Genomic DNA, 12,936 nt, shown 5'->3' with positions numbered 1-12,936 from the left:
GCGAACACCAGCTCCCGATGAAGGTCATCGCGGTCGACCACGTGCCCGCGCAACTCTTAAAGAGTCGCGCCTACAGACGACCGCTGTGGCCGCAAGTTTTTAAGAGTTGCGGCAGGGCTGGGGGCCGGCGACGCGTGCGGGCGTGCTCCCGGGCGGGGGGTGCGCATCGTGGGTCGTTTGCGGGTCGTTAATAAGGGTGTAATACGGACAAGACGCCCTTATGGACGGAGTTGCTCGTGGGTAGTGATCGGCCGGTGTTCGTTGTGGGGTGCCCGCGGTCGGGCACCACGATGCTGCAGCTCATGCTGCACGCGCACCCGCGGATCGCGATTCCGCCGGAGACGCGTTTCCTACTGGGGGCGTATCTCGACCGGGCCAGCTTCGGCGATCTCGGCGAACCCGCCAACCGGCGCGGCCTGGCGGAGTGGATCACCGGCGGGAAGACCGCCTTCGGGGACCTGGGCCTGGACGCGGACGCGGTGGCCGAGGAGATCGTGACCGGGCCACCGACGCTGGGCTCAGCGCTCGGCATCGTGTTCCGGGCGTACGCCCGCCGCTTCGACAAGCCCCGCTGGGGTGACAAGCGCCCGGCCTACCTGAACAACCTCGGACCCCTGCTGCGCCTGTTCCCGGACGCGCAGGTCGTCAACATCGTGCGCGACGGCCGCGACTGCGTCGCCTCGCTCGGTGAGACGCCGTGGCAGCAGGGCAAGGACGTGTGCCACGCGATCTCCGACTGGGCGCGGGCGATGGACTCCTCCGCGTGGGCCCGGCGGACCATGGACGCGGGCTCCTACCACGAGGTCCGCTACGAGCGGCTGGTCGCCGATCCCGAGCCGGAGCTGCGGGCGATCTGCGCGTTCCTCGGCGAGGAGTACGACCCGGCGATGGCCGAACCGGCCCGGCTGGCCGACGTGGCCGTGCCCAGCCGTAAGAGCTGGCACCGGCTCACCCACGAGCCGGTGACCACCGAGCGGGTCGGCAGCTGGCGGGACCGGCTGGAGCCCTGGCAGGTCACGCTGTGCGAGGCGAAGCTGGGCGGGCGGCTGCGCGAACTGGGCTACCCGGTGGCCGACGAGCGTTCGCCCTGGCTGCGCGGACCTGGCAGGGCCCACCACCTGCACTACGCCCACGTCGACGGCCCGCGCCGCACCGTCGCGGCGCGCCGCGTGCTGACCCTGCTGCGCGACCGGATGCGCCCCGCCGAGGCGCTCGCCTACCGCCCCGCCGAGCCACGCGAACTTCTGCCCCGCTGACGGGTATCGACGCTGCTGAGCCGCCCGGCCCCGGACCGGCCCGGAGCAGCCGTGGGAACGCTCCCTTGACGACGACCCGTCGGACACGGTAAATCTCTGGCGTACTCCGTTGCGAAACACGGCAGAAACCCACGCCGAGCGGAGTCTTTTTCAGACGATCGTCGAAGCGCTTCGAATGTGGACCGCGACCCGTGACTTCCGCGGTCGGCTGTCGAAGCGCTTCGACAGAACAGCACCGCCCACTCCACGACGCATCTTCCGACCGTCCGCCCAGACGAAGGAATCCGGCGATGAACTTCCGCGACCCCTCCTCCCCTGTCCCTGACCGCGTCGCCGACCTGCTGGGCCGGCTCACCCTCCCCGAGAAGATCGCACTGCTGCACCAGCACCAGCCGCCCGTCCCCCGGCTGTCGCTGGGCGGCTTCCACACCGGCACCGAGGCACTGCACGGACTGGCCTGGCTCGGCGAGGCGACGGTGTTCCCGCAGGCGGTCGGCCTCGGCGCGAGCTGGGATCCCGACCTGGTACGCCGGGTCGGCTCGGCGGTCGGCGACGAGGTGCGGGCCAGCCACCACAAGGACCCGTCCGGGGCCGGGCTCAACGTGTGGGCCCCGGTGGTCAACCCGCTGCGGGACCCGCGCTGGGGCCGCAACGAGGAGGGCTACAGCGAGGACGCCTGGCTGACCGGGCTGCTGGGGCAGGCGTACGCGAGCGGTCTGCGCGGCGAGCACCCCGTCTACCTGAAGACCGCCCCGACGCTGAAGCACTTCCTCGGCTACAACAACGAGAACGACCGCTGTGTCAGCTCCAGCAACCTCGGCCCTCGCGTGCTGCACGAATACGAGCTGCCCGCGTACCGCCCCGCTGTCGAGTCCGGTGCGGCGGTCGCCGTGATGGCGTCGTACAACCTGGTCAATGGCCGTCCGGCGCATGTCAGCCCGCACCTGCGCGACGATCTGCGGTCGTGGACCGGTGACGAGGTGCTGGTCGTCTCGGACGCGTACGCGCCGAGCAACCTGGCCGACCCCGCCCAGCAGGCCTACTTCCCGGACCACGCGACCAGCCACGCGGCCTCGCTGAAGGCGGGGGTGGACAGCTTCACCGACGCCGACCGGAACTCCGACGTCACCATCGGGCGGCTCACCGAGGCGCTGGAGCGCGGCCTGATCACCGAGGCCGACGTGGACGCCGCCGTGCGCCGGATCCTGACGGTCCGGCTCCGGCTGGGCGAGTTCGACCCGGCCGAGGCGAACCCGTTCACCGCGCTCGACCCGGACACCGTGAACTGCCCCGCGCACCAGGCGCTGGCCCGCGAGGCCGCGACCAGGTCCATCGTGCTGCTCAAGCAGGAGTGCCGCCTGCTGCCGTTCGACCGCGAGCAGGTACGCCGCGTCGCGGTGATCGGCCCGCTGGGCGAACAGTTGATGGCCGACTGGTACAGCGGCACGCTGCCGTACCAGGTCACCGCCCGGGACGGGCTGGCCGCCCGGCTCGGCGCGGACCGGGTGACGTTCGGCGAGGGCGCGGACCGGGTCGCGCTGCGACTGATCGGCGGCGGCTACCTGGCCGTCACCGAGCCGGGTGAGGTGCGGCGGGCGTTCGCCGATCCGCACGGGTTCGACGTGTTCGACTGGGGCAGCCACCCGGGCCCGGCCGGGCACCACGGCACGAGCGTGCTGGCGCTGCGCTCGGCGGCCAACGGGCGGCACCTGACCGTACGCGACAACGTCCTGGTCGCCGACGCGCCCGGCCCGCACGGGTGGGACGTGCACGAGACGTTCCGGCTGGTCGAGCGGCCCGACGGCACGCTGTCGCTGCACCACGAGCTGAGCCGCAGCTACCTCGTCGTCGGCGAGGACGGGGTGGCCGCGGTCGGCGCGTCCTTCGAGCAGGCGGCCCGGCTCCAGGTCGAGGTGCGGGTCAGCGGGCCCGAGCAGGCCGCCGCCGTCGCCGCCGAGGCGGACGCGGTGGTCGTCGTGCTGGGCAACCATCCGCTGGTCAACGGCCGCGAGACCGAGGACCGGGAGAACCTGGCCCTGCCGCCCGCGCAGGAGGCGCTGCTGCGCGCGGTGTACGCCGCCAACCCGCGCACCGCCCTCGTGCTGACCAGCAGCTACCCGTACGCGATCAGCTGGGCCGACGTGCACCTGCCCGCCGTGTTGTGGAGCAGCCACGGCGGCCAGGAGTTCGGGCACGCGCTCGCCGACGTGCTGTTCGGCGACGCCGAGCCTGCCGGGCGGCTGCCGCAGACCTGGTACCGCAGCCACTGCGAGCTGCCCGACCTCTACGACTACGACATCATCACCAGCGACGCGACCTACCTGTACTACCGCGGCACCCCGCTGTACCCGTTCGGGCACGGCTTGAGCTGGGGCGAGTTCGAGTACGGCGCGGTCGCCCTGGACGCCGACGCGATCGACGCCGACGGCACGGTCACGGTGACCGTCGAGGTCGCCAACGTCGGCGAGCGCGCGGGCGAGGAGGTCGTGCAGCTGTACACGCACCAGCAGCGCTCGCGGGTCAAGCAGCCGCTGCGCCGGTTGCGCGGCTTCCGGCGGATCCGGCTGGCACCGGGCGAGCGGGCCGTGGTCAGCATCGAGCTGGCCGCGGCCGACCTGTCGTTCTGGGACGTGACCACGGGACGGCCGGTGGTGGAGGCGGCCCGGCACAAGGTGATGGTGGGCCGCTCGGCGACCGACATCCGCGGCTGCGCCACGCTGACCGTACGCGGCGAGCGGATCGGCGCGCGGCGGCTGCCCGGCCTGCTGCGCGCGATCGACCACGACGAGGCCTGCGGCGTGGTGCTGGTCGACGCGGCCCCGGAGCGCGGGGACGCGGTCCGGGCCGGTGACGCGGGTGCCTGGCTGTCGTTCGGCGCGACCGACCTGACGGGCTGCGAGCAGGTCGTCTTCGCCGTCGCGGGCGGCGCGGGCCGGGTGGCGCTGGTCGCCGACGACCCGCTCGACGGCGAGGTGCTGGCCGAGGCCGTCGGCGCGGGCGGCGGCCGGTACGCGTACGAGAAGATCAGCTGTGCGCTGAGCACTTCCGGCCGGACGGACCTGTACCTGGTGTACGACGCACCGGGCATCATCGTCAGCGAACTCGAATTCTCGTGAGCTCGCGGGCCATGATGGCGGTTCCGCCCGCGCGGGGACGGGCATGACCATGAACGGGAGCAGCGGGGAGGTGCCGCCGATGAGGAGCCGTCCACGGCGGTCGTCCGCGCGCGAGGGCGTGGTGACGATCGCCGACGTGGCCCGGCACGCGGGCGTGTCGACCAGCACGGTGTCGTACGTGCTCAGCGGCAAGCGGGCCATCTCGGCCACGACCAGCGCCCGGGTGCACGCCAGCATCCGTGCGCTGGGCTTCCACCCGCACGCGGGCGCGCGTTCGCTGGCCAGCAAGCGGTCCAGCGTGATCGCGCTGGTGCTGCCGCTGCGGCAGGGCATGCACCTGCCGGTGCTGATGCAGTTCGCCACGGCGGTGGTGACCAGCGCCCGGCAGTACCACCACGACGTGCTGCTGGTGACCGCCGACGAGGGCCCGGCCGGGCTGCGCCGGGTCGCCGCGGGGGCGATGGTCGACGGCCTGGTCCTGATGGACGTGGAGATGCACGACCCGCGGGTGCCGACGCTGCGGCGGCTGGAGCGGCCCAGCGTCCTGATCGGGCTGCCCGCGGACGCGGCCGGGCTGACCTGTGTCGACCTGGACTTCCACCGCGCGGGCGCGCTGTGCGTGGAGCACCTGGCCGGGCTCGGCCACCGGGAGGTGGCGCTGCTCGGCGCGCCGCGCGTGGTGTACGACCGGGACACCGGTTTCGCCCACCGCACCCGGGACGGCTTCCTGGAGGCCGCGCGGCGACTGCGGCTGACGGCGTACGCGCAGCCGTTCGAGGAGCATCCCGAGGCCGTGCAGGAGTCGCTGGCGCAGTTGCTGGCGCACCATCCGGGGCTGACCGGGCTGGTCGTGCACAACGAGGCCGCGGTGGCGCACGTGCTGCACTCGCTGCGCGCGCTGGGCCGCCGGGTGCCCGAGGACGTCTCCGTGGTGGCGATCTGCCCGGACGAGCTGGCCGTGCGCTCGTCGCCGGTGCTGAGCTCGGTGCAGATCCCGGCCGAGGACGTCGGGCGGCAGGCGGTGGAGCTGCTGATGCGCAAACTCGACGAGCGCGCGGTGCCGCCGACGACGCTGCTGTCGCCGATGCTGACCCACCGAGCCAGCACCGGACCCGTGACCAGGTAAGGGAAATCGGGGCTTCACAAGAAGGCAACGGCGCGGTTAAATCGTGCTGACAGAGATGGGAGCGCTTCCATCGATGTCGACCGAAACGTACAGGAAAACCCTGACTTACCCACCGCCACCGCGAGCTGCGATAGCGGTGGGGCGGATGCGCCCACACCCGCCCCACCTGTGCCCTACCGCAGCGACTCGCGTCGCGCGGCTCCACGGACAGGAGAATCCTAGTGCCTACCCACAGTGACGGCATCCGCCCTCCGGGCCGGTGGCGTCGGTTGTTCGCCGGAACCTGCGGCGCCGTTCTGCTCAGTTCCCTCGCCGTCGCCACGACAGCCGCGCCCGCCCAGGCGGCGGCCCCGTACAACTACGGCGAGGCGCTGCAGAAGTCCCTGTTCTTCTACGAGGCGCAGGCCGCAGGCCCCAAGCCCTCGTGGAACCGGGTCTCCTGGCGCGGCGACTCCGCCCTGAACGACGGCTCCGGCGTCGGCGTGAACCTCACCGGCGGCTGGTTCGACGCGGGCGACCACGTCAAGTTCGGCTTCCCGATGGCCGCCACGGCCACCATGCTGGCCTGGGGCGCGGTCGAGTACCGGTCCGCCTACGCGGCCTCGGGGCAGCTCACACCCCTGCTGAACAACCTGCGTTTCGTCAACGACTACTTCATCAAGGCGCACCCGTCGGCGAACGTGCTCTACGGGCAGGTCGGCAACGGCGGCACGGACCACCAGTGGTGGGGTCCGGCCGAGGTGATGAAGATGGCGCGGCCCGCGTACAAGATCGATTCTAGTTGCGGCGGCACGGACCTGGCGGCCGAGACGGCGGCCGCGATGGCCGCGGCCTCGATGGTCTTCCGGCCCACCGACGCGACGTACGCGAACACCCTGCTCAGCCACGCCCGCCAGCTGTACACCTTCGCCGACACGGTGCGGAAGAAGTACAGCGAGTGCATCACCGACGCGAGCAGCTACTACAACTCGTGGAGCGGCTTCAACGACGAGCTGGTCTGGGGCGCGATCTGGCTGCACCGGGCCACCGGCGAAGCGGCGTACCTGGCCAAGGCCGAGTCCTACTACGCCAACCTGGGCACCGAGCCGCAGTCGAGCACCCACTCCTACAAGTGGACGCACGACTGGGACGACAAGACCTACGGCTCGTACGTGCTGCTGGCCAAGCTCACCGGCAAGCAGCAGTACGTCGACGACGCCAACCGGTGGCTGGACTACTGGACCGTCGGCGTCAACGGCCAGCGCATCACGTACTCCCCCGGCGGCCAGGCCTGGCTGCAGCAGTGGGGCTCGCTGCGCTACTCGGCGAACACCGCGTGGGTCGCCTTCGTGTACTCCGACTGGATCACCGACGCGACCCGCAAGGCCCGCTACCACGACTTCGCGGCCCGGCAGATCAACTACATCCTCGGCGACAACCCGAACAACCGCAGCTACGTCAACGGCTTCGGCACCAACCCGCCGAAGAACCCGCACCACCGCACCGCGCACGGCTCGTGGACCGACAGCCTGACCAGCCCCGTCAACAACCGGCACGTGCTGTACGGCGCGCTGGTCGGCGGCCCCGGCTCGGCCAACGACGCCTACACCGACGACCGGCAGAACTACCAGATGAACGAGGTCGCCACCGACTACAACGGCGGCTTCACCTCGGCCCTGGTCCGCATGTACGGCGAGTACGGCGGCACCCCGCTGGCCAGCTTCCCACCGGCGGAGACCCCCGACGACGCCGAGCTGTACGTCGAGTCCGGCCTGAACACCACCGGCACCACGTTCACCGAGGTCAAGGCGCTGGTCTACAACAAGTCGGCGTGGCCGGCGCGGGCGCTGAGCAACGGCTCGTTCCGCTACTACTTCACCCTCGACGGGTCGACGACGCCGAGCCAGATCAGCACGTCGGTGGCGTACAGCCAGTGCTCGCCGCCGACCGGCCCGACCCAGCACAGCGGCAACGTGTACTACGTGACGGTCTCCTGCGCCGGGCAGAACATCATCCCGGCCGGGCAGTCCGACTGGCGGCGCGAGGTGCAGTTCCGGATCACCAGCTCCGGCACCTGGGACGTCACCAACGACTGGTCCTACCAGGCCACCATGGCCCGCAACAGCAAGATCACGCTGTACGACGGCACGACGAAGGTCTGGGGCGACGCCCCCGGCGGCGGCACCCCCGACACCACCGCGCCGAGCACGCCCGGCACCCCGTCCGCGTCCTCGATCACGTCCACCTCGGCCACGCTGACCTGGACCGCCTCGACCGACACCGGCGGCAGCGGCCTCGCGGGCTACCGCGTCTACCGCGAAGCGGGCACGACCGACGTGCTGGTCGGCTCACCTGCGACGAACACGCTCGCCCTCACCGGCCTGACCGCCTCGACGTCGTACACCTACTACGTCGTCGCCCTTGACGGAGCGGGCAACACCTCCAGCGCCTCGTCGCCGGTCACCTTCAGCACCACCGCGCCGCCGAACGACACCACCGCTCCGACGCAGCCGGGCACCCCGACGGCCTCGTCGATCACGTCCTCCTCGGCGACACTGACCTGGACGGCGTCGACCGACAGCGGCGGCAGCGGCCTGGCCGGTTACCGCGTCTACCGCGAAGCGGGCACGACCGACGTGCTGGTCGGCTCACCTGCGACGAACACGCTCGCCCTGACCGGCCTGACCGCCTCGACGTCGTACACCTACTACGTCGTCGCTCTCGACGGAGCGGGCAACACCTCGACCGCCTCGACCCCGGTCGCCTTCACCACCTCGGGGACCGGCGGCGGCGCGAGCTGCGACGTGGCATACGTCATCGAGAGCCAGTGGCCCGGCGGCTTCAGCGCCAAGGTGACCGTCAAGAACACCGGCACCACGACCGTCAACAGTTGGACGCTGACCTATCCCTTCCCCGCCACCGGCCAGGCGGTCAGCAGCGGCCACAGCGCGAACTGGTCCCAGTCCGGCGCCACCGTCACCGCCACCAACCTCTCCTGGAACGGCGTCCTGTCCCCCAACGCCTCCACCACCATCGGCTACAACGGCCTCTGGACCACCACCAACCCCGAACCCACCGCCTTCAAGCTCAACGGCGCCACCTGCACCGTCAGCTGAGCACGCCAGCACCGCTCCACTGCGCCGCTCCGCTGCGCTGCCCCGCGGCGTCGCCACCGTGAAGATCGCTGTTTCGTGTCGAAATCCTTGGTCTGACCAGAGGTTTTGGCACGAAACAGCGATCTTGTCTTGGCGCGTCCGGCTTCTGCGGCCGCCGCACGGGTGCTGGCCGAGCGGGTGGGCCGGGTCGCGGACGGGGTGGCCTGTGAGCTGGGGCATCGCGGGCACTTTCCTCTCCGTCGAATCCTCATTGGACCTCGCCTGTCGTCTCATCCGGCGTTACGCTGCGCCGGTATGCCGACAGGCGAGGGGGAGATCGCGTGAGGGTCGACGAGTGCGGCGAAGGCGAGGTGTGCGATGTTCGGTGATCCGGAGGAGGGTTACCGGCGCGTCGACGACTGGCAGGCGGCGATCGAAGCCCGCGCGGCCCGCGCTCGCGAGCTGGCACAGCGGCAGAGCGAGCTGGGCGCGACCGTGTCGGTGGCCGAGGGATCGGTCACCGCGACCGTCGACCACAGCGGCAGGCTGACCACGCTGAAACTCGACGACCGTGTGCGCGGCTGGTCGCTGGAGAAGCTGTCGCGGACCGTGATCGAAGCCAACGACGCCGCCCGCCAGGCCGTGCGCACTCAGCTCGACCAGCTCATCGACGAGGCGGGGCTGCGTGATGCGCCCTGACGACGGCGGCCCGCCGCTACGGGCGCTGCCCGACCAGATCCGCGGCCACGGCCGCACCGTCGACCGCCTGGTCGAGGACGTCGCCGAGACCCGCGCGGCGGCCACCCGCGTCGGCTACGACACCGGCTCCTACGGGCTGATCAACTCCTGGCTGCCACAGCTGCTGGACGGCCTCGTCGACCGGGCGGTCGAGTGCGTCGACCAGACCGCCCGCACCATGGACGCCATCGCGGACGGCCTGCGCGCCGTCGCCGACAACTACGCCGCCACCGACGCGGCGGCCGACACCACCGTCCGGGGCGCGCGATGAGCGAGCCCGGAGACTCACTGGTCGCCGACCGGGTCGACTCCACCACCTGGTTCTCCGGCGTCGGCATCGCCGAATCGCTGGACATGCTCATCGACGGCATCGACAACGGCTCCTGGATCGACGGCACGCTCGGCGGCGCGACGCTGGTCATCGAGGGCGCCGCCTGGGCGCTGGATCCGTTCGGCATGCTGGTCACCGCCGGGTTCGGCTGGGTGGTGGAGCATGTCGAGCCGCTGTCCTGGTGCCTGGACCAGCTCGCGGGCGACCCCGACCAGCTCCGGGCCAACGCCCGGACCTGGCGCAACATCGCCGCCGAGCACCGGAGGATCGCCGACGGATACGGCCGCGGCACGGTCGCCGACATGCCGGACTGGACCGGGGACGCGGCGGCGGCGTACGCCACGCACGCCCAGCGCAGCATGGAGATGCTGTTCGCGCTCTCCAAGATCGGCGAGTGCATGGCGGTGATCGTCGAGGCGTCCAGTTCGCTGGTCGAGGCGGTGCGCACGATCGTGCGGGACCTGATCGGCGAGTGCATCGCCACGCTGCTGGCCCGGCTGCCGCTCTGGACCGCCGAGGAGGTGTTCACCTTCGGCCTGGCCACACCGGTGGTCGCCGCGCAGGTCGGCACCGTGGTCGCCCGCTGGGCGGCGAAGATCGCCCGGATCATGAAGGCGCTGGTCCGCAGCCTCGGCAACCTGATCCCGGTGATCAGGCAGGTCGACACCGGCATGGGCACGTACATCGTGTTCGCCAAGCGCCAGCAGCCCGAACTGCCCGGCCGTGGCGGGCGCGGCGTGACGCCGACCAGCGACCTCGGCGGCCTCACCCGCCCCCCAGACCCGACGAGCCAGGCGGGCGACGTGGGCCTGGTCGCCGACAGGATCGCCGAGCACGCGGGCCAGCGCAGCATCCCCGGCGTGGACGACGCCGACATGGCGGGTCACCTGGAGGACGTCATGCGGGCGAACCCCGGCCATCGGGTGCGGGACACCCCGAACGGCACACCCCGGTATGTCTGGTGGGACCCCGACACCGGCACGATCATCATCAGGGAGGGCGACCGGGGCACGTTCATGCAGCCCGACAACGGATACGCCTACTACCTGCAGCAGCTCAACGAGTGAACGGGCACCGGCATATGGCAGTGGACTGGGCCGACGACGCCCCCGCGACGGAGACCGCGTGGACGCGGCTCACCCCCGCCGAGCGGACGACGATCGAGCGGATCGACGCCGAGCGGCTGCACCACGAACGGGCGGGCATGTCGCCCCGGTTCGCCGACCGGCTGCTCGAACCGCAGTACGCGGTCCGCAACCGGTTCCGGCTCTGGGAGCACCTGATCCGCCGCCTGGAGCAGGACAGCCTCGGCGACGGCTACCTGATCGACCTGTACTTCAACGACCTGGCCAGCCGCGACTCGCTCGGCACGATCATGGAGGCGCACCCGGAGCTCGCGGCCGGGGAACTGGGCACGCTGCTGACCTCGCTCGACCGCCGGTTCGACGCCGCGACCGACTTCGACGGCGGCACGGAACGGCGGCGGTGGACCACCCGCTTCGAGTCCGAACAGCTCAGCCCACGCTGGTCCCGCCGCCCCCGCACCCTCCCCTGGGAGCACTGAACACACCGCCCGGCAGGAAACGAAGGGCATCTTCTCAACTCGTAGCGCTATGAAGATGCCCTTCGTTCGCGTTGGTCACAGGTGGCCGACGCCCGCGGTGGCGGTGACCTTGGCGGGGACGGTGTTGGCGGGGTCGAGTTGGTAGCCGTAGAAGGTGCTCGGCTCGGTGACGGTGCCGTTGGCTTCGCAGGGGCCCGAGTTCACGAACGCGTTCGCGCGCTGGACCAGGCGGCCGGGCGCGCTGTCGGCGTACCCGTTCGTCGAGTAGCACGGGAACGCCACGTTCTCGAAGTAGTTGCCCTCGACGACCACGCCCGCGTTCTCCGTGGACGCGACGCCGTACAGGCCGACGTTGCGGTAGTAGTTGTTGTAGACGTGCACCGGCTCGCCGAACCGCACGCGCGGGTGCCGCTGGTTCGAGCCGTCGAACAGGTTGTGGTGGTAGCTGACCTTCAGGCGCCCGATGTCGTCGGGGAACGTGTCGGAGTGCCCGAGCAGCATCGACTTGTCGGTGCCGTGGAACACGTTCCAGGACACGGTGACGAAGTTCGACTGCCGCTTCACGTCGACCGAGCCGTCGAAGCCCGGCCAGAACTCGTTGTGGTCGATCCATACGTGGTGGGAGGCGTTGTGCACGCTGACCGAGTCGTCGGATGCGTCGCGGAAGGTGATGTTGCGGACGATGACGTTGTTGCCGGGGCGGGTGGTCGTGCCCATCTGCAGGCCGCCACCGGTGATCTCGGCGGTGGCGCCGACGCCGATGATGCTCTTGTTGGCCACCACGGTGATCATGCCGCTGACCGGAATCCGGCCGGAGACCATGATGACGTAGGGCTCCGCCCGTCCCGCGTAGTCGGCCAGTTGAGCGGCGCTAGTGACGGTGACGGTCTGCCCGCCCGCGCCGCCGTACGTGCCGTTCTGGCCGAGGGAGTTCACCGAGGCGTAGCCGTCGGCCTGGCCCGGTGGGGGCGTGGGCGGCGGGCTGCTGCTCGGCGATGGCGAGGCGGGAGCCGAGGGTGAGGCGGACGGCGACGGATCGGGGCCGCTGCCGGTGACGACCTGCACGTCGTCGAAGGCGGCGCTGGCGTACGAGCCGACCAGCCCGATCCGGCCCGCGCCGAACGCCGCGTCGGTCGCGGTGACCAGCTGCGTGCCGTTGACCGTGCCACGCAGGGTGCTGCCCGTGACCTGTAGGGCGACGGTGTGCCACGCACCCGGGACGACCGTGGTGGCCGCCTGGGCCAGCACGGTCACGCCCCCGCCGCTGGTGCGGCGCAGTTCGGCGCGGCCCGCGCCGACGAGCACGAGCGAGTAGAAGCTGGATGTGCTCGACGCTCGCGCCGCGATGCCCGCGGCGCGGGTGCCGTTGGCGAACGCGATCGGTTTGACCCGTGCCGAGACCGTGTAGTCGGTCCAGGTCGCGGTGCCGGACAGGGACTTCGCGTCGGCGCTGGTGCTGGCCTGGCGGTAGGCGCGGGAGCCGTCGGTGACCACCGACCAGCTGCCGCCGGAGCTGCTCCAACCGGTGGCGTTGCCGTCCTCGAAGTCGTCGCTGAACAGGGTGGCCGCGGACGCGGCGGTGGTGAGGCCGACCGCCAGGGCGAGGGCGGCGGCGATGGTGCCGGCGAGGAGTGCGGTGCGCCGGCGGTGCGGTGTCGACATCTCTCCTCCGGATCAGGTACGTGAGCAGGGGTTTCGTGCGCGAGTGGTGGAGAAGGGCACCTTCTGCCA

The 12,936-nt window shown here is 71.4% G+C and carries 9 protein-coding genes; 8 read left to right on the top strand and 1 reads right to left on the bottom strand.

Annotated features, from left to right (window positions below; genetic code table 11):
- Window positions 1–302 precede the first annotated feature (302 nt).
- The 8 genes from HAV40_RS16250 to HAV40_RS16215 all read left to right on the top strand — a co-directional run bounded on the left by HAV40_RS16250 (window position 303) and on the right by HAV40_RS16215 (window position 11,205).
- Window positions 303–1,256 (top strand): sulfotransferase family protein, encoded by a 954-nt coding sequence (locus tag HAV40_RS16250; RefSeq protein WP_239086484.1) that lies wholly within the window; start codon window positions 303–305, stop codon window positions 1,254–1,256.
- Between the two features lie 290 nt (window positions 1,257–1,546).
- Window positions 1,547–4,372, top strand: coding sequence for a glycoside hydrolase family 3 protein (locus tag HAV40_RS16245; protein ID WP_166381956.1), 2,826 nt, complete (start codon window positions 1,547–1,549; stop codon window positions 4,370–4,372).
- Window positions 4,373–4,451: 79 nt separating this feature from the next.
- Entirely contained in the window at window positions 4,452–5,498 is a 1,047-nt protein-coding gene (locus tag HAV40_RS16240) for a LacI family DNA-binding transcriptional regulator (protein ID WP_166381954.1), read from the top strand.
- A gap of 221 nt (window positions 5,499–5,719) precedes the next feature.
- Window positions 5,720–8,593 (top strand): glycoside hydrolase family 9 protein, encoded by a 2,874-nt coding sequence (locus HAV40_RS16235; RefSeq protein ID WP_240935357.1) that lies wholly within the window; start codon window positions 5,720–5,722, stop codon window positions 8,591–8,593.
- A gap of 357 nt (window positions 8,594–8,950) precedes the next feature.
- Window positions 8,951–9,271, top strand: a complete 321-nt coding sequence (locus tag HAV40_RS16230) for a YbaB/EbfC family nucleoid-associated protein (protein WP_166381952.1) — start codon at window positions 8,951–8,953, stop codon at window positions 9,269–9,271.
- Window positions 9,261–9,581 (top strand): type VII secretion target, encoded by a 321-nt coding sequence (locus HAV40_RS16225; protein WP_239086509.1) that lies wholly within the window; start codon window positions 9,261–9,263, stop codon window positions 9,579–9,581. The genes HAV40_RS16230 and HAV40_RS16225 overlap by 11 nt, the downstream gene beginning before the upstream one ends.
- A complete protein-coding gene (locus HAV40_RS16220; protein WP_166381948.1) occupies window positions 9,578–10,708 on the top strand; it encodes a hypothetical protein in 1,131 nt (376 codons plus the stop codon). The genes HAV40_RS16225 and HAV40_RS16220 overlap by 4 nt, the downstream gene beginning before the upstream one ends.
- Window positions 10,709–10,722: 14 nt before the next feature.
- Window positions 10,723–11,205: a hypothetical protein gene (locus HAV40_RS16215; protein WP_166381946.1), complete on the top strand. Its 483-nt coding sequence runs from the start codon at window positions 10,723–10,725 to the stop codon at window positions 11,203–11,205.
- Window positions 11,206–11,280: 75 nt separating this feature from the next.
- Here HAV40_RS16215 and HAV40_RS16210 read toward each other — a convergent pair whose 3' ends face one another.
- A complete protein-coding gene (locus HAV40_RS16210) occupies window positions 11,281–12,867 on the bottom strand; it encodes a pectate lyase family protein (RefSeq protein ID WP_166381944.1) in 1,587 nt (528 codons plus the stop codon).
- Window positions 12,868–12,936: the final 69 nt, after the last annotated feature.

Origin of the sequence: Catellatospora methionotrophica (genome assembly GCF_011297335.1) — a bacterium.
Taxonomy (GTDB): Bacteria; Actinomycetota; Actinomycetes; order Mycobacteriales; family Micromonosporaceae; genus Catellatospora; species Catellatospora methionotrophica.
The sequence above is the reverse complement of the archived record's forward strand: the minus strand, read 5'-3'. Positions and strand labels throughout refer to the sequence as shown.

Bases quoted from the DNA above. Each gene is read 5' to 3' on its own strand.
- HAV40_RS16250 (WP_239086484.1), top strand. From the start codon at position 303: ATGCTGCACGCGCACCCGCGGATCGCGATTCCGCCGGAGACGCGTTTC.
- HAV40_RS16245 (WP_166381956.1), top strand. From the start codon at position 1,547: ATGAACTTCCGCGACCCCTCCTCCCCTGTCCCTGACCGCGTCGCCGAC.
- HAV40_RS16240 (WP_166381954.1), top strand. From the start codon at position 4,452: ATGAGGAGCCGTCCACGGCGGTCGTCCGCGCGCGAGGGCGTGGTGACG.
- HAV40_RS16230 (WP_166381952.1), top strand. From the start codon at position 8,951: ATGTTCGGTGATCCGGAGGAGGGTTACCGGCGCGTCGACGACTGGCAG.
- HAV40_RS16225 (WP_239086509.1), top strand. From the start codon at position 9,261: ATGCGCCCTGACGACGGCGGCCCGCCGCTACGGGCGCTGCCCGACCAG.
- HAV40_RS16220 (WP_166381948.1), top strand. From the start codon at position 9,578: ATGAGCGAGCCCGGAGACTCACTGGTCGCCGACCGGGTCGACTCCACC.
- HAV40_RS16215 (WP_166381946.1), top strand. From the start codon at position 10,723: ATGGCAGTGGACTGGGCCGACGACGCCCCCGCGACGGAGACCGCGTGG.
- HAV40_RS16210 (WP_166381944.1), bottom strand. From the start codon at position 12,867: ATGTCGACACCGCACCGCCGGCGCACCGCACTCCTCGCCGGCACCATC.